This is a genomic window from Synechococcus sp. OH30, assembly GCF_047462175.1.
Classification (GTDB): domain Bacteria; phylum Cyanobacteriota; class Cyanobacteriia; order Thermostichales; family Thermostichaceae; genus Thermostichus.
On sequence record NZ_JANSIP010000002.1, the window covers coordinates 58,999 to 74,675 of the forward strand.

Annotated in this window: 18 protein-coding genes; 11 read left to right on the top strand and 7 right to left on the bottom strand. The window is 60.4% G+C overall.

The window, feature by feature from the left end; all coding sequences use genetic code 11:
- Nucleotides 1-15: 15 nt before the first annotated feature.
- The 3 genes from NW830_RS03080 to NW830_RS03090 all read right to left on the bottom strand — a co-directional run bounded on the left by NW830_RS03080 (nt 16) and on the right by NW830_RS03090 (nt 1,207).
- Nucleotides 16-285 (bottom strand): hypothetical protein, encoded by a 270-nt coding sequence (locus NW830_RS03080; protein ID WP_414362862.1) that lies wholly within the window; start codon nt 283-285, stop codon nt 16-18.
- 85 nt (nt 286-370) lie between these two features.
- Nucleotides 371-970: a hypothetical protein gene (locus tag NW830_RS03085; protein ID WP_414362863.1), complete on the bottom strand. Its 600-nt coding sequence runs from the start codon at nt 968-970 to the stop codon at nt 371-373.
- Nucleotides 971-1,021: 51 nt separating this feature from the next.
- The gene (locus NW830_RS03090; protein ID WP_414404552.1) at nt 1,022-1,207 is read right to left on the bottom strand and encodes a hypothetical protein; all 186 of its coding nucleotides are present in this window, start codon (nt 1,205-1,207) and stop codon (nt 1,022-1,024) included.
- On the opposite strand from NW830_RS03090, the gene NW830_RS03095 reads away from it, so the two are divergent.
- On the top strand, nt 1,200-2,654 hold the full coding sequence (locus NW830_RS03095; RefSeq protein WP_414362865.1) for a BCD family MFS transporter: 1,455 nt from the start codon (nt 1,200-1,202) through the stop codon (nt 2,652-2,654). The genes NW830_RS03090 and NW830_RS03095 overlap by 8 nt on opposite strands.
- On the opposite strand, the gene NW830_RS03100 is transcribed toward NW830_RS03095, so the two are convergent.
- Nucleotides 2,651-3,004, bottom strand: a complete 354-nt coding sequence (locus tag NW830_RS03100; RefSeq protein WP_414362866.1) for a DUF6464 family protein — start codon at nt 3,002-3,004, stop codon at nt 2,651-2,653. The two genes, NW830_RS03095 and NW830_RS03100, sit on opposite strands and share 4 nt — an antisense overlap.
- A gap of 139 nt (nt 3,005-3,143) precedes the next feature.
- Between NW830_RS03100 and NW830_RS03105 the strand changes: the two genes are divergently transcribed.
- From NW830_RS03105 to NW830_RS03130, 6 genes are all read left to right on the top strand, one after another.
- Nucleotides 3,144-4,442 (top strand): FAD-dependent oxidoreductase, encoded by a 1,299-nt coding sequence (locus NW830_RS03105; RefSeq protein WP_414362867.1) that lies wholly within the window; start codon nt 3,144-3,146, stop codon nt 4,440-4,442.
- Between the two features lie 96 nt (nt 4,443-4,538).
- On the top strand, nt 4,539-5,222 hold the full coding sequence (locus NW830_RS03110; protein WP_414362869.1) for a glycerophosphoryl diester phosphodiesterase membrane domain-containing protein: 684 nt from the start codon (nt 4,539-4,541) through the stop codon (nt 5,220-5,222).
- A gap of 110 nt (nt 5,223-5,332) precedes the next feature.
- Entirely contained in the window at nt 5,333-5,641 is a 309-nt protein-coding gene (locus NW830_RS03115; protein ID WP_414362871.1) for a hypothetical protein, read from the top strand.
- Between the two features lie 58 nt (nt 5,642-5,699).
- The gene (gene secG, locus NW830_RS03120) at nt 5,700-5,939 is read left to right on the top strand and encodes a preprotein translocase subunit SecG (protein ID WP_414362873.1); all 240 of its coding nucleotides are present in this window, start codon (nt 5,700-5,702) and stop codon (nt 5,937-5,939) included.
- Nucleotides 5,940-5,945: 6 nt separating this feature from the next.
- A complete protein-coding gene (locus NW830_RS03125) occupies nt 5,946-6,608 on the top strand; it encodes a YqiA/YcfP family alpha/beta fold hydrolase (RefSeq protein ID WP_414362875.1) in 663 nt (220 codons plus the stop codon).
- 3 nt (nt 6,609-6,611) lie between these two features.
- Complete coding sequence (locus tag NW830_RS03130; RefSeq protein WP_414362877.1) at nt 6,612-7,301, top strand: HAD family hydrolase; 690 nt, start codon at nt 6,612-6,614, stop codon at nt 7,299-7,301.
- Nucleotides 7,302-7,393: 92 nt separating this feature from the next.
- Here the strand turns inward: NW830_RS03130 and fabG are convergent, their stop codons facing one another.
- Nucleotides 7,394-8,137: a 3-oxoacyl-[acyl-carrier-protein] reductase gene (gene fabG / locus NW830_RS03135; protein ID WP_414362903.1), complete on the bottom strand. Its 744-nt coding sequence runs from the start codon at nt 8,135-8,137 to the stop codon at nt 7,394-7,396.
- Between the two features lie 210 nt (nt 8,138-8,347).
- Here fabG and NW830_RS03140 point away from each other — a divergent pair, with 210 nt between their 5' ends.
- Complete coding sequence (locus NW830_RS03140; RefSeq protein ID WP_414362878.1) at nt 8,348-8,833, top strand: DUF3531 family protein; 486 nt, start codon at nt 8,348-8,350, stop codon at nt 8,831-8,833.
- Between the two features lie 2 nt (nt 8,834-8,835).
- On the opposite strand, the gene NW830_RS03145 is transcribed toward NW830_RS03140, so the two are convergent.
- Nucleotides 8,836-10,497, bottom strand: coding sequence for a sulfatase (locus tag NW830_RS03145; RefSeq protein WP_414362879.1), 1,662 nt, complete (start codon nt 10,495-10,497; stop codon nt 8,836-8,838).
- Nucleotides 10,498-10,574: 77 nt separating this feature from the next.
- Nucleotides 10,575-11,543: an LPS export ABC transporter periplasmic protein LptC gene (lptC, locus tag NW830_RS03150; RefSeq protein WP_414362880.1), complete on the bottom strand. Its 969-nt coding sequence runs from the start codon at nt 11,541-11,543 to the stop codon at nt 10,575-10,577.
- Nucleotides 11,544-11,630: 87 nt separating this feature from the next.
- Between lptC and NW830_RS03155 the strand changes: the two genes are divergently transcribed.
- The 3 genes from NW830_RS03155 to NW830_RS03165 are packed head-to-tail and all read left to right on the top strand — an operon-like array spanning nt 11,631 to nt 15,670.
- Complete coding sequence (locus NW830_RS03155) at nt 11,631-12,503, top strand: branched-chain amino acid ABC transporter permease (protein ID WP_414362882.1); 873 nt, start codon at nt 11,631-11,633, stop codon at nt 12,501-12,503.
- Entirely contained in the window at nt 12,503-13,462 is a 960-nt protein-coding gene (locus tag NW830_RS03160; RefSeq protein WP_414362884.1) for a branched-chain amino acid ABC transporter permease, read from the top strand. Before NW830_RS03155 ends, NW830_RS03160 begins: the two co-directional genes overlap by 1 nt.
- A 57-nt stretch (nt 13,463-13,519) precedes the next feature.
- Nucleotides 13,520-15,670 carry an RNA degradosome polyphosphate kinase gene (locus NW830_RS03165; RefSeq protein WP_414404210.1) on the top strand — a complete coding sequence of 717 codons (2,151 nt, stop codon included), beginning with the start codon at nt 13,520-13,522 and terminating at the stop codon, nt 15,668-15,670.
- Nucleotides 15,671-15,677: the final 7 nt, after the last annotated feature.

Genomic DNA, 15,677 nt, shown 5'->3' on the forward strand with positions numbered 1-15,677 from the left:
AACTAGCAGTAAAGGCTAGCGTCGCAGCCACCAAGGAAAGGGACGCTCGGTTTCGGCGTCGCGGTCGTACTCGGTCGGGCGGCCCGTATCTGGCTGGATCACCAAGCTGCCCACGTAGTCGGCCTCTCGATAGACGCGGTCAATCTGGCGGTGAATTTGGGCCATATCCTCGGCGGAGACCACGCCGTTGTCGGTGGCTTTGTAAAACTGGATGGTGACCCGAATGGGAAAGCGGGGATCCCGTTCGATGTTGAGGTTGTTGATCTCGGTGAAGGGGCCTTCCACCTCCCCGTGGCCGATGACGGCAGCTTCTACATTGCTAGGGAAGCAGTCCCCTAGGCCTAGGGTCTCCGTAAAGTATCTGACCTGCTCAACTTTCTTTTGCTTTCAGCATTACCAGGTTCAGAGCTTCTTCGGGGACTTCCGCTGAGTCGGGATCCCTGGGGGTTGGGTTGGCGCCTTGCTGGGCTTGGAAATCGCTGAGGCGCTGCCCAGTAAGGCTGGCCCGTTCCCCGTTTTGGTTGAAGAAAAGGCGCTGGCCCCAGATCTCCCCCCATCCCTCCTCCGCGCGGTTCTCGATCACTGTAATGCTGGTGCCCTCGCGGGTGGCCAAGATCGCCAGCACGGCTGGGTTGCCCGGATAAGATTGGTAGTTGAACAGCACCGGGTTGAATTGGGCAGATCCCCCGGCAGGGATAGGCAAAAAGGCGGCCTGGGCGCTCACCAGCACATGGCTATCCCGTGGGGCCAGCAGGGAGTTCCGGTTGCCGGCCCAAGAGCGGGGATTGTGCAAGTAGCGGCGCAGGTTCCCCAGCAGCTCCCGCAGCGACACCACGCGCACCAGCACCTTTAGGCGGTCGAGGGGCAGGTCGGCAGAGAGATCGGCAAAGTTGGGGTAGCGGATCACCGGCATCAGGCTCAGCTCAGGGCGACCCGTGAGGGGGTTGAGCTGCTGCACCTGGATGGTCATGTCGCTGATGTTGGGGCCGAGGGCGGATCCCTTATGCCGTCTGGTGTCCTCCTAGGTGAGGTCAACGATATCCAGCCCGTAGTGGGCTGCTAAGGATGCCCTGACCATAACCCGGTTACGGAGAGCCAGCACGGCAGTTTCGCTTTCGGCAATCCAATGCTTCTGCCGGGATCCCGGTTTGCGTGGGCTACGATAAAAGGCTGTAGCGCTCCTGCCGACTTTTTCGGATATGGCCAATATCCAACGGGATCCTGAAGTCAACTTGTCGGCTGCCTCGGCTCTTGCCCAAAACCCTCCACCGGCTGCCTCCCCCTTGCCTTTGTCCGTCATGTTTCGCCTAGGCCTATTTCAGATGGGCCTGGGGATGATGTCGCTGCTGACTCTGGGGGTGCTCAATCGAGTCATGATTGACCCGGAGCTCTTGGCCATCCCAGCCACAGTGGTAGGGGGATCCCTGGCCATGCACCAGTTGGTTTCCCCAGCCCGCGTCTGGTTTGGGCAGCTTTCCGATGCCAAGCCTTTGTTTGGGACGCACCGTAGCGGCTATGTGCGCTTGGGATCGGTGCTGTTTGCCCTGTGCATCTTCTTAGCGGTGCAGGTGGTGTGGGGGTTGGGGCAGAGCTTTGCCAGTAGCGGCTGGTCACTGGCTACCTACGGCTGGATTGCTCTGGCCGCTTTGATGTTTGCACTCTACGGGCTTTGTCTCAGCGCCTGCTCCACGCCTTTTGCAGCGCTGCTGGTGGATGTTTCCGATGAGCACAACCGCTCCCAGTTGGTGGGGATCGTCTGGTCGATGCTGATGGTGGGCATTGCCGGGGGGGCAATTGGCTCGGCAGTGCTGCTGCGCGGCCTAAATCCAGAGAATCTCCAGACGACGATCAACCGCCTTTTCATGGTTATTCCCGCCGTGGTGGTCCTGCTAGGGGTAATCGCCACCTGGGGGGTGGAAGAACGCTATTCCCGCTATGGATCCCGTTCCACCATGGCCGGGCGGGAGGACCAGATCGCCCTAGGCACGGCCATTAAGGTGCTCACCGCCAGCCGCCAAACCCTGATCTTTTTTAGCTTTTTGGCCCTGATGACCATGGGCCTGTTCATCCAACAGCCGGTTCTGGAGCCCTATGGCGGCGAGGTGTTTGGCATGACCGTGGCCCAGAGCACCCAGCTCAACGCCTTCTGGAGCCTAGGCGTCTTGGTGGGGATTGTGGTGACTGGCTTTCTCATCGTTCCTAAGCTGGGCAAGCAGACAACTGCCCGCTTGGGCTGCCTGCTGGTGGCCCTTTCTTTTGGGCTGACCATTGCCGCAGGGTTTACAGGCAAGCCACAGCTGCTGCAGCTGTGTATGATCCTGTTTGGCTTAGCCTCTGGGATCACCACCAACGGGGCCATTAGCCTGATGTTGGACTTGACAGCGCCTGAGACCGCTGGCACTTTCATTGGGGCTTGGGGCCTGGCTCAGGCGATGTCGCAGGCACTCTCTACCCTCATCGGTGGGGCTTTGCTTGACCTGGGGCGGCTATTTTTCCCCACTTCCTCGGTCCTAGCCTATGCCACAGTCTTTGGAGTGGAGGCGGCGGTGATGTTGCTTGCAGTGTATTTGCTAGGACGGGTGAGCGTAGCGGAGTTCCGGGAGAAAACTAGCCGCACCCTAACCGAGGTGCTGGCGCTGGAGCTGGAAGGCTAACGCCGTTGGACCGGCTCGTAGTGGGGGCAGCCTTGGCAGGGCCCGCTGGGATTAACGGCGCAGCGCAGCAGCGGCGAATGGGCATTAAATCGACAGGAGGGATCTCCCAGAAGCTGGCCTATCTCGAGGGGTGAGCTCACTGGGCGAATGAGGGCGCGGATGCTGCACAGGTGGTATTTGCCCTGCCGCAATTGGTAGGAGTGGCGCTTTTCCAAAACCAGGTAGTGCTGCTCAGCAAGCTGAACGTAGGTACCTGGATGGGGACTGCTTTCCCAGGGGCATTCGTCCACCACCTCTCCCGAATCGGCATCGATCCACTGAATGGGCAAGGTTGGGTTGACAGAAGCCATAAGGTGCCACGACGGCCAGCCTGGAGAACAGCTTGGCAAGCCGGTTAGCTTGTACTACTAGCTCTACTCAGTGTAGAGGATTTTCTGGAGTGGGTGGACAACTGGGGTGAATACGTGACCAAGGAGGGATCCCGGCAGCATGGGCAGAGTGGTCATTATCGGGGCAGGGCTGGCCGGCTTAACCTGCGCCAAGGTGCTGAGCCAGGCGGGATGGAAGGATGTCCTAGTCCTGGAAAAAAGCGACGGCCCCGGCGGGCGGGTGCGCACCAACGAGGTGGAGGGCTTCCGTTTGGATCGCGGCTTTCAGGTGCTGTTTACGGCCTATCCCCAGGTGCGGCGGCATCTGGATCTGGGCAGACTTGCCCCCCGCCCCTACCGGCCGGGAGCCCTGCTGGCCCAACCCGGTCGCTTTTGCCTATTGGGGGATCCCCTGCGGGATCCAGCCAGCATTGTCCCTTCCCTCTTCAACCCCTTGGCCAGCTTTGGCGACAAGCTCAAGGTGCTGCAGTTGCGGGCGCAGCTGGCACGGCGCACGCCGGAGCAGGTTTTCCAAGAAGGACTGGGGGGATCTGACTGCTCGGTGCGAGAGTTCCTGGAGGAGTACGGATTTTCCCAAAAGATCTGCCAGCACTTCTTCTACCCTTTTTTCCGCGGCATTCTCTTGGATCCCGATCTGGCTAGCAGCGCCCGCCTCTTTGCCTTTTACTTCAAGATGATGGCCGAGGGAGCCATCGTCACCCCGGCGCTGGGCATGGGAGAGATCGCCCGCCAACTGGCCAGTCACCTTGCTCCAGAGCAGATCCGCTACCAAACTCCGGTAGAGCGCATCCTAGTGGAAGAGGGAAAAGTGCGCGGGATCCGCACCGCCAAGGGCGAGGAGATCCCTGCTGAATGGGTGGTCTGTGCCACGGATGCCCCTCAAGCGCGGGCCTGGCAGGCCGAGCTCTGCCCTCAAGCTGCTGTGCCCATCCCCAGCCAGGGACGAGCAGTGACCTGCCTTTATTTCTGTGCCCCCTTTTCCCTGACCCGTGGCGCCTACTTGTACCTCAACGCCAGCGGCCAAGGCTGGATCAACCACTGGGTTCAGCTCACTCAGCTTAGCCCAGCACTGGCTCCTGCTGGCCAACACCTCTATTCGGTGACGGTGTTGGGGGATCCCCCTCTGGGCGACGAGGAGCTGGCCCAAGCCTGCCGGGCCGAGCTGCAGGCCTACTTTCCCAAAGCCCCCTTGGAACGATTGCGCCTGCTGCGGGTGTATCGGATCCCTTTTGCCCAGTTTGTCCAGCCACCCGGTTTTCAGCAGCACCTGGTTCCCACCGGCAGTGGCCTGCCGGGCCTTCTCTGGGCTGGAGAATACACCCACCAGAGCAGCATCGAGGGATCCCTGCGGAGCGGCGAACAAGCGGCGGCTTGGATTTTACAAAAATCTTCTGTATAGAAAGACCCAGACTTTGACTTTCTTAATCCCCTTCTCAGCCCAAAAAGGGGGATGGTGTGGTATGTAGAGGGTGTCTACCCCAGGGATCCCTCTGCCATGCAAAGCGCTACTCTTAACCCGTTTTCCCTTCTGCAGCGCTCGTTTGAAGTTGTAGGCCCCATCTATGGGCTGCTGGTGATTCTGGCCTCTCCTGGCTTTATCATTCCGGTCGTCGCAGGGCTGATCCCCCGTTTTGGGGGGATCCTCAATTTGGCCTACAGCCTAATTGTTGCTCCCATCCTGGCTGGGGCAGCCTTTTGGCTGGTGGATCAGCACCTGAAGCGGCAAGCTCCTCTGCTGGGCAACAGCCTCGACCGGGCCCTTTCGAAGGCAGTGCCTCTGGTTTTCGGCAGCATCTTAGTAGGACTCCTCTCTTTCCTTGCCTCCCTCCTTTTGATCCTTCCTGGCATTTACGTGGGAGTCAGGCTGGTTTTTACCCCTTGTGCCATTGCCTTGGAAAATCGAGGAGCTACAGAAGGGCTGCGCTACAGTTGGAACCTTGTCAAGGGCCGCTGGTGGGGCGTGTTTTGGGCTCTTGTGGTTCCAGGTTTGATTTTGGCTGTTGTCTTTTTTGTTTTTGTTGTTTTTGCAGGAGTCTTAGGTTCGATCCTCGGCTTTGATGGGACTGGGCTTGGGTTGGTACCTGGGGTGGTCGGGGGGATAGCAGTTACGCCACTTGCCTGGACCTATATCGTGCTCCTGTTCCGATCCCTGCAGCACTTGAAGGGTCAAGCAGCCTAGCTTCCGCATGCCAGCTCAAAGGGTGGACATTCAATCCGCCATTTAGCGGAGCCCATAGCAGAAGCTCTTGCTGAAAATAGACAAAGACTTCCCTCGAGAGCTTCTCTGCTATGAGTGAAGCTAGGACAACCGCCATCCAGCGGATTATCCAAGCAGCTATGGTGACTGGTCTGCTTACAGCTGCCCAGGAGCACGAGCTAAATGTGAGGCTATTTCAAGATGGGTGTTCTGAAGCGGATTTCTTCTTGCTGCGTCGCTTGCACGCCTGCTTGCGCCGGGGATCTATCCGTCAAGTGCCAGGCTTGCCCAACCCTGCAGCTAGAGGTGGCTTTGGCACCTCTCTACGTCTAGTGACAGACAGAGCCAAGAAGGCCCAGCCCCAACCTCTGAGGCTAGTGGGCAATCCTAGGGTTAGCTAGTAGGTCGGGATCCGGGCGATAATAACTCCAGCAATGTGCCCTAGGGGGATGCTCTGCAATGGAAGCTTTTTTCGAGTTCCTCTGGTCTGCTTCGGCGGTTTTGCTGGTGATCCTGGTGTTGTTGCATAGCCCCAAGGGAGATGGCCTGTCGAGTATTAGCGGGCAAGCCCAGTTATTTGCCAGCCCTAAGAGCGCTGAGCAAAACCTAAACCGCATCACCTGGACGGTGGCTACCCTTTTTCTCTCCGTCAGTGTGGTGTTGGGAGCGGGCTGGCTCTCCACGGGCGCAGGGCAATAGCGTAGCGTGGCAGTCATCTACTTGCACGGCTTCGGCTCTGGGCCGCAATCGGTTAAGGCTGCCTTTTTCCGCCAGCGGCTGCAGCAGCTAGGGATCCCTCTGCAGGTGCCAGATCTTAACCAGGGCAATTTTACCCAGCTCACTCTCTCTCGTCAGATCCAGCAAGTTTCTGAGCAGCTGGCTGCCATGGGGCATCCTCCCGTTACCCTGATTGGCTCTAGCCTAGGCGGTGTAGTGGCTGCCTGGGTGGCTGAGCAGCAGCCTTGCGTGGAACGGCTGGTGTTACTGGCGCCGGCTTTTGGCTTTTTGGAACATTGGCTGCCGCGACTAGGGGCTGAGGCCGCGGAAGCTTGGCAACGCAGCGGGCAAATGCTGGTTTTTCACTACGGAGAAGGGCGGCTGCTGCCCTTGGACTATAGCTTTGTTACTGACGCCCAGCGCTACCCTGACGCTGCTTTGCGCCGGCCTGTGCCCACTTTGATTGTGCACGGGATCCACGACAAAGTCATCCCCATTCGCTCCAGCCGCGACTACGTTGCCCATCGCCCCTGGGCGCAACTGGTAGCCGTGGAGAGTGACCACGCCCTCACCAATGTGTTGGAGACCCTCTGGGAGGTGGTTAGCCGCTTCTGTGGCTGGCAGCAGCCTTCCTTGGAGGCAGGGACCTAGGAGATGGCAGTGCGACCTCTTGCCGGCCTTTTCTTGGATATGGACGGGGTAATTGTGGATTCGGAGCCAATCCATGCCCGCGCTGGGGCTATTGCCCTGGAGCGCTGCCAACTGTTTCTGGATCTGGCCCCCGTCTCCCTGCAGTTTAAAGGGCGCACTGACCGCGACATGTTTGAGTATCTCGTGGAACACCTGACGGACACCCCGCCTGCGGAACGGCCCCTGCTGGTGGAACGCCTAATTACAGAGAAGGCCAAGGCCTTTAGCGAGCTGCTAGCAGAAGTGCCTTTGCTGCCAGGAGTAGTGGAGTTCTTGGAGCTCAGCCGCCGTTGCTTTTCGGCCCTTGCCCTCACTACCTCTGCTACCCGTCGGGATCAGGAGCAGATTTTCCAACGCTTTGACCTGGACCGCTGGTTTGACGCCGTGATTACTGCGGAAGATATCCAGCGAGCCAAGCCCGACCCCGAGCCTTATTTGAAAACAGCTGCCAAAGTGGGCTTGGATCCCAGCGTGTGTTTGGTGGTTGAAGACTCTGCCCACGGGATCCGCGCTGCCAAGGGGGCGGGCTGCCTTGCTGTTGGCCTCACCACTGCCTTTACCCCAGCGGAGCTGCGCCAGGCAGGAGCCGATGCCGTGGTGGACAGCTTTGCCGAGTTGGTAGAATTTCTGGGTCTGGAGAGGGAACCTGCCTAGCCCCACAGCAGAGGCAGCGCTGAGGGAGATTGCCTGCTAGGCCACCCACCTGACCCTGGGTGTCCCTGGGGCCTGGGAGGGCCGGAACAGCTTTAGCTCATCACCATGCCCCCGTCAATGGCAAAGACTTGCCCCGTGATGTAGGCCGCCGCTGGGTCAGCCGCCAAAAAGCGCACCAGCCCCGCCACTTCGGCTGGGGATCCCAGTCGTCCCAGGGGGATCTGGGCCAGAATGGGGCCGGGATCTAGCTTTTCTGTCATCTGGGTGGTGATAAAGCCAGGGGCAACGGCATTGACGGTGATGTTGCGGCTGGCCAGCTCGCGGGCTGCTGTCTTGGTTAGACCAATTACCCCTGCTTTAGCAGCGCTGTAGTTAGCCTGGCCAGCGTTGCCCACCAAGCCCACCACCGAGGTGATGTTGATGATGCGTCCCTGCCGCTGCTTGACCATGATCTTGGCGGCTGCCTTCAGGCAGAGGAAGACCCCCGTGAGGTTGAGATCCAGCACCGCCTGCCAGTCTTCCGGCTTTAGGCGCAGCAAGAGGGCATCGCGAGTGATACCGGCATTGTTTACCAGCACGTCCACCCGGCCCCAGCGCTCCATCACCTGTTCAAAGAGCTGCTCCACTTCTACGGCCTGGGAGACATCGGCGGCCACGGCCATTCCTTCCCCCCCCAGGGCGGCAATCTCCTGCACCAGCGCCTCGGCCTCGGCAGCGGAGTGGGCGTAGTTGACAACTACCTTAGCGCCAATGGCCCCCAAATGAAGGGCAATGGCCCGGCCAATGCCGCGGCTGGCTCCAGTCACTACGGCCACCTGGTTGTGGAGCGAGGGCAAGGGGAGAAGTTCAGACATAGGCGGCAGCTTCCTTGCAAGGGCGACAGCCGCAATAGTATAGGATGCTTTGGCTTCCTTGGGGATCTTGCCATCCCGGGCTAGGCAAAGGCAGGCCTTCCCAGGGGGGAAAGTTGCTCAGCCAAAAGGAGGCTGCCCCGCTAAAGAGCCAGATTTAGGATAGAGAGTTGGCTTGTACGAGAGAAACTATCCATGCAAGTGGAGTTTCGGGAGTGCGATCCAGGCAACCTCTGGATTTGGTTTGAGTTTGCCGAGCCCCCTGTGCCAGCGGAGCTGGAGTATCTTCGGGAAGTGTTGGAATCGTGGTACGTGCTGGGCAAGCTGGGAGGATTTAACGCCGAACGCCTGGTGGTCCAGGAGGCTGAGACGGATCTCAGCTATCTGGAGTATCCCAGTGACTTGGCTCCGGTGACCTCGCTAATGCACAACATGGGATCCCTTGAGGAGAAGGGCAAGTGGGCCCGCTGCTGGTTTGACCTAGGCACTGCCGATGCCATGGCGCTGGACGTGTTGATCAATGCCCTGCGCACCCTCAGCTTGGAATACATTGGTCTCACCCGCGTCATCATCGGTGGGCAAAACGAGGATTGGCCAGTGCCGGATCCCGAGGAAACTGATGTTTACGATCTCAGCAGCTACCTCCGGGATCACTGGGGGGAAAAAGGAGATCTAGAGTAGCCCTACTCCAGGTAGCCCAGTTCCTGCATCCGCCGCAGCAAGTCCGCATCGCTTTCCTTGTCCACTTTGCGGGGGGCCAAGCTGGGGCGGCGCGATTCAGCCCACTCCAGCCACCGCCTTAGCCCTTGTTGCAGGCGAACCAGCCAAGCTTGGAGAGAAAGGGATCCCACCTCCGGAGCCCCAGGCTCGGCCAAGAGCAGATCCCGCTGCTCCCCCGGATCCTGCCCTAGGTTGTAGAGGCTAGCGTCCTCCCCCGTTTGGATGAGCTTAATCACTCCCTCATAGAGAGCGCGGCGGGTGGCGTAACAGGCGCGGGCCTGCAAGAGGCTGTCGTTGCGGCTTTCCATGGCCCGGAGGAGAATCTGCGGTGGGAAAGCCTCGCTAAGCACCACTCCTTGCTCAGGATCCTCTCCCGCTAGAGTACGGCTGAGGCTAAGGCGGGCAATCTCGCGGCGGAGCCGGAGGCTAGCCCCAGGGGTGCCGTCAGCTAGGGAGAGGCTGGGGCGGAAGCCGGCAGCTTCCAAGAGGGTATGGAAGAGGCGGCGGGTGGAAACAGGGGTGGCCACCCGCTTTCCTGAGGGAAAGTAGCCGGGGTAGTGCAGGATCAGGGGCACGCGGATGAGCTCTTCGTATACCACAAAGGCGTGGCCGACGAAATCGTGCTCCCCTAGGCCCTCGCCGTGGTCGGCAACGATGGCTAGCAGAGTGTTCTGCTCCAGGCCGGTTTGGCGCAGGGTGGCGAAGACAGATCCCAGCAGGTAATCCTGGTAGGCTACTTCGGCATCGTAGATGTCCCGCAGCACCCGCGCCTGCAGGGGAGAAAGCGGCTGCGGCAGGGGTGCCATCCAGCGGTAGGGCTCAGCGTTGTACTGGCGCAGGAAATCCCGCGCCTCCCGGTTGCTCTTGAAGTAGGGAGCGTATTTCTGCACAAAAGGCTCTGGCGGCCAGTAGGGCAGGTGGGTCTCCATGAGGTTGACAAAGCAAAAAAAGGGGGGCGCCCCCGCCGGCCGGCGGGCCATTTGCTGTAAGTAGCGATTGAGGTCGGCAATGGAGGCGGCAGTGTTGCCCTTGAAGTTCATCAGGCGGGTCCAGAGGGAGGCAAACCAGGGGTGCAGCGCCAACTGAAACAGGGCGTCGGAGCGAGCAAAGGCATTTTGCACGGGGTAGGAGAGGCGGCGCCAAAACTGGGTGTAGGCGGCCAGCCAGTGGTTGAGGGGAGCGGGCAGAGGGTTGCCCTCGGGGGGGCGGGTGGGTAGAGCCCCGCCGTAGTTGTAGAAGGTGTCAAAGCCGCGCCGCAGGCCGTTTTTCAGGATCCCCACTAGGGGGTTGTTGCAAAAGCCCACGGTGGTGTAGCCAACCCGCTTCAGCAGCTCCGCCAAGGTGGGTAGAGCAGGACTTAGCTCTAGGTCTGCCTGAACGATCTGGTGGGTGCTGGGGTACTCTCCTGTAAACAGGGAGGCGTGGGAGGGGATCGTCCACTGGGCAGGGGCAATGGCCCGCTCGAAGAGGGTGGATTCTGCAGCCAGCCGATCCAGGTTGGGGCTAGTGGGCACTTGGCGAGCCCGCTCTTCCTCCGACCAGTAGCAAGAGAGACGATCCGCCCGCTGGGTATCGAGGACAATCAGCAGGATGTTAGGACGCTCCCCCACAGGGATCTCTGCCATTTCTGGAAACCTCACCGCAACCCACCCCAGAGGGTTCTTCTATCTATCCTGACATGCTCCCGCCTGCCTTTTGGCCCTCAGGGCAGGGTGAGATGGGTTTGGCTGTTGCCTTGCATCCGGACAGTGCTGGTCTGCCAGTCCAGGAAGCCCCTGTCGCCACTCACGGTAAAAGCCTGGCCAGGCTGGCGGTAGCGCACCTTGCCCAGAGCTTGCAGTTGGGTGGAGCCGACGCGCCAACGGATCTCCTGGGCCTGGAGGAACCCCTCCCCGCTAGCGCGGGCAATTCTGGCTTTCCCATTGCCCCGCAGGCGCAACTCAGTTAGAGGCAGGGGAGCCCACAATTCCTCGCCGCTAAGGCGCACGCCTTGCTGGGGGGCATATACCTCTACGGCTCCCAGGGCCCGCACTTCCTTCCTGCCAAATTGCCACCAGAAACGGCTAGCAGCCAGCTCCAGCTTTGGATCCTGATATTCTGCCCGTACAGGTTGAGTGGGATCCCGGTTTTCCAACTGCATCTGCGCTTGGCCAAAGTCGATGCGCAAGCAATCCCCCCACAGGGATCCCTGGCCGTCCAGCAGCTCCACCTGCACCTGACCCTCAGCTTCGAGGAGGCGCTGTTCTGGCAGCCATTGCAGCCGCTCTGCCTGCAGGCGCAGGTTATCCCGCTCGGATTCCACCTCGACTTGTCCCCTCAATTCCAAGCGCCGTTGGCTGGGGTAGGCGGATCCCTGCTGGGCCCGGACGCGAATAGCGCGGTCATCTTCGTCAAAAAACTCTCCCTCGATAGCCTGCAAATGGGCGGATCCCAACTGCACGGGGGTGCCCTCGGGCGAGGGAGGCTCGTATTTGGCTAGGCGTGCCCGCAAGCGCCACAGCAAGCCACCGTCAGGCTGGGCCTGGGTGAGGGTGATGTCTTCGTAAATCAACTGGGGGGTGGAGATAGGCTGGCGCGGGGCCTCGGGATCCCTCTCCGGCCCGCCACAGGCAGCGCTCAGCAGGGCCAAAACCACTAGCCACCCTAGGATCTGGGAAGAGGGGGGCTGCATGGATCTCTCTTATGGGCTTTCTCCTACCCTAGCTCTACCCTGCCGCATCCCGCTGGGGGCAAACCCGTGGCATCATCAGGGCAAGGTATGGCAGGCACAGGTGTGGAGCAACTGTTGCAACTGTTCGTTTACGGCCTTGTCCTAGGCAGCATCTACGCCCTAGGGGCCATTGGGGTGTCGCTGACGTTTGGCATTTTGCGCTTTGCCAACTTTGCCCACGGGGATCTGATGACCTTGGGGGCCTATTTTGCCCTAACCTTTGTTGGCTGGGGCTGGCCTTTGGGGATCAGTTGGATCCCGGCCGCCCTGGCCACGGTGCTGTGCGCGGTGGGGATCGACCAATTGGTCTATCGCCGCCTACGCCGGGAGGCCCCCGTTATTTTGCTAATCTCCTCCTTTGGCACCGCCCTGATTTTGCGCAGTCTGGTGCAGATTCTCTGGGGGCCCAACAACCAGGTGTATCGCCGGGGTATCCAAGTCCCCTGGGAGCTGGGTGGGCTGCGCATTAAGCCGGACTGGCTGGTGATTTTAGTGGGAACGGCGCTGCTGGTGGTGGCCCTGCACTTGTTTTTGCAGCACACGCGGGTGGGCAAGGCAATGCGGGCCATGGCCGACAATTTTGACTTGGCCAAGGTAACTGGCATCGATACGGAGCAGACTATTCTCTGGACCTGGGCCATCGGGGGGGCTTTGGCCTGTTTGGCAGGCATCTTTCTCGGCCTCGACACCCGGCTCCACCCCACGATGGGCTGGCGACTGTTATTGCCCGTTTTTGCCGCAGCCATCCTCGGCGGCATTGGTCGCCCCTACGGCGCCATTGCGGGGGGGTTAGTGATTGGCTTGGCGGAGGAGTTCTCTACCTTGGTGATTAGCCCCGCCTACAAGACAGGGGTGGCCTTCGCCATCCTGGTACTGCTGCTGATCTTCCGACCTACTGGGCTCTTGGGAGGGCGAGCCTGATGCTAAGCTATGCCATTTTCTTCTTGATCCTGGTCGGGATCTACGGCGTACTGGTGCTGGGCCTCAACATCCAGTGGGGCTACGCTGGCATGTTCAACATTGGTGTGGGGGCCTTTTTTGCCGTGGGGGCCTACGCCAGCGCTATTGTCACGACACCACCGACCCCTGAACACCTGGGGGGCTTCGCGCTCCCCTTTTGGGTGGGCTTTGCGGTAGCAGCGGTGGTGGCGGGAGCAATTGCTTTTTTGATTGGCTTGATTACCCTGAAGCTGCGCTCTGACTACCTGGCCATTGCCACCATTGGCATTGCCGAGATTATTGGCCAAATCTTAAAAAACGAGGGCTGGCTAACCAACGGCGTACGCGGTATTACCCGCATCCCCCGGCCCTTTCGCGGCTGGATCCCGGGGCAGGATACGCTGCTGTACCTAGGCTTGGTGCTCTTGGTGTTGGCAGGCGTCTACTGGTTAAGCGAACGGGCCTATCGCTCCCCTTGGGGACGGGTGCTGCGGGCTATCCGCGAGGACGAGCCAGCAGCCCTGGCTGCCGGCAAAGATGTCCTCCAGTTTCGCCTGCAGGCGTTTGTCCTGGGATCCATGCTCATGGGGTTGGCGGGGGCGCTCTATGCCCACTTTGTCAACTTCATCAGCCCGGAAGCCTTTCAGCCGGAGTTTGCTACCTTCATTGTCTGGGTGATGTTGATTGCCGGGGGCAGCGGCAACAACCGCGGCGCTCTGCTGGGGGCGCTGGCTATTTGGGGAGTGTGGTCGGCCAGTGAGCTGTTCACCAATCGCCTGCCGCCCCAGTGGGCTACGCGGGCCGGCCCCTTGCGCATTCTGCTCATTGGGATCCTGCTCCAGGTGATTCTTCTTACCCGCCCTCAGGGGCTGTTGCCAGAGCGCCCGCCCAAGCCTGTTTTGGACCCTTCTGCTTCCTCCAAGCAGAACCCAGCAGGATAGGATTGGGTCGGCTCCAGCCGTTGTTGACGCTTTGAGGCAACCCAGATCTCTGCCAGCATGACTCCGCGCTCCAAGGAAACGGACTCCTCCCTGTCGCCCCGCCACCCCGATGGGATAGGGTGCCCCCCAGCTGCGCCCATCAAAGAGGGCTATGCCCTGCCTGAGCATTACTTTAACCGCGAGCTCAGTTGGATTGAGTTCAACGCCCGGGTGTTACACGAGGCCCTGGACGAGCGCACCCCTCTCTTGGAGCGGCTGAAGTTTCTGGCTATCTTCGAGAGCAATCTGGACGAATTCTTTATGGTGCGGGTAGCGGTGATCCGCCGTCAGTTGGAAACAGGCGTGCTGCTACCAACCCCCGATGGCCTCACGCCCCAGCAGCAATTGCGCCAGATTTCTGAGCACCTGCGCCCCCTGCTTCACAAGCTGCACGAGTGCTTTCGACAAGAGTTAGTGCCCAAGCTGGCAGAGCAAGGCATTCACATCCGCAACTTCAGCGACCTGTCGGAGTCAGAGCGGCAGGAACTGCGGGAGTATTTTGATCGCCGCCTGTTTCCCGTGCTCACCCCCCTGGCGGTGGATCCAGGTCATCCTTTCCCCTATATCTCCAACCTCAGCCTTAACCTGGCGGTGGTGGTGCGGGATCCAGAAACGGGCAAGGAGCATTTTGCCCGCGTCAAAGTGCCCAACACCCTGCCCCGCTTTGTGCCCCTGCGGGATGGGGTAAGCTTTGTCCCCCTGGAGCAGGTGATTGCCCACCATCTGGAAGCGCTGTTTGTGGGCATGGAGGTGCTGGAGTACCATCCCTTCCGCATCACCCGCGACGCCGATCTGGAAATCCAAGAGGACGAGGCCGACGATCTGCTCGCGGCCATTCAGGAAGAGCTGCGCAAGCGCCGCTTTGGCTCGGTGGTGCGCATGGAGATTGCCAAGTCGATGCCCCCTGCCATTCGCCAGCGGCTGTGTGAGGAGCTCCATTTGGATGCTGACTTGGTGTACGAAGTGGATGGCCTTCTCAACCTGGGCGGGCTAATGGCGTTTCTTGACCTAGACCGGCCCGACTTGAAGGATCCGCCCTGGCGACCCGTCACGCCCCCTCGCTTACACACCACTTCGGTGAGGGAGGAGCCGGTGGATATTTTCGCGGTCATCCGGGAAGGGGATCTGCTGGTGCACCACCCCTACGAGTCTTTTACCGCCAGTGTCGGACGATTTTTGGAGGAAGCGGCCAACGATCCCCAGGTGCTCACCATCAAGCAAACCCTCTACCGCACCTCCGGTGACTCCTCGGTGGTGGGATCCCTCATCCAGGCTGCCGAAAACGGCAAGCAGGTAGCTGCTTTGGTGGAACTCAAAGCCCGTTTCGAGGAGGAAAACAACATCCTCTGGGCCAAGAAGCTGGAGAAAGCCGGGGTCCATGTGGCCTATGGCCTACCAGGGCTGAAGATCCACTGCAAGCTGGCCTTGGTGGTGCGGGAAGAGGAGGGAGCCCTGCGCCGCTACGTCCACATTGGCACCGGCAACTACAACCCCAAAACTGCGCGTATCTACACCGACCTAGGCCTGTTTACCTGCGATGAGACTCTCTGCAACGATGTTACCGAGTTGTTTAATGTGCTAACCGGCTACTCGCGGCAGCGGCACTTCCGCAAGCTCCTGGTAGCTCCCCGCACTCTGCGCCAGGGAATGGAAGCCCTCATTCGCCGCGAAATGCAGCACGCTCAGGCGGGGGGCCAAGGGCGGATCATCGTCAAGATTAACTCCCTCACCGACCCGGAAATGATCCGGCTGCTCTACGAGGCTAGCCAGGCAGGGGTGGAGATCGATCTCATTGTGCGCGGCATGTGCTGCCTGAGGCCCGGGATCCAGGGTTTAAGCGAGCGCATCCGCGTCATCAGCATCATCGGGCGCTTTTTGGAGCACTCCCGCATTTTTTACTTCTACAACAATGGCCAGGAAGAATACTTCATTGGCAGCGCCGACTACATGACCCGCAACCTGGATCGCCGCGTCGAAGTGGTCGCCCCCGTGGAGGATCCGGTGTTGAAGCAGGAGCTAAAGGTAATCTTGGACATCTGCCTAAGGGACAACCGGCAGGCGTGGGAGCTGCGTCCCGATGGCACCTATGTGCAGCGACAGCCCAAGCCAGGCGAGCCTGTGCGCGCTACCCATCAATGCCTGATGGAGCGGGCTGCCCGTCGCGCTTAGCCGCAGC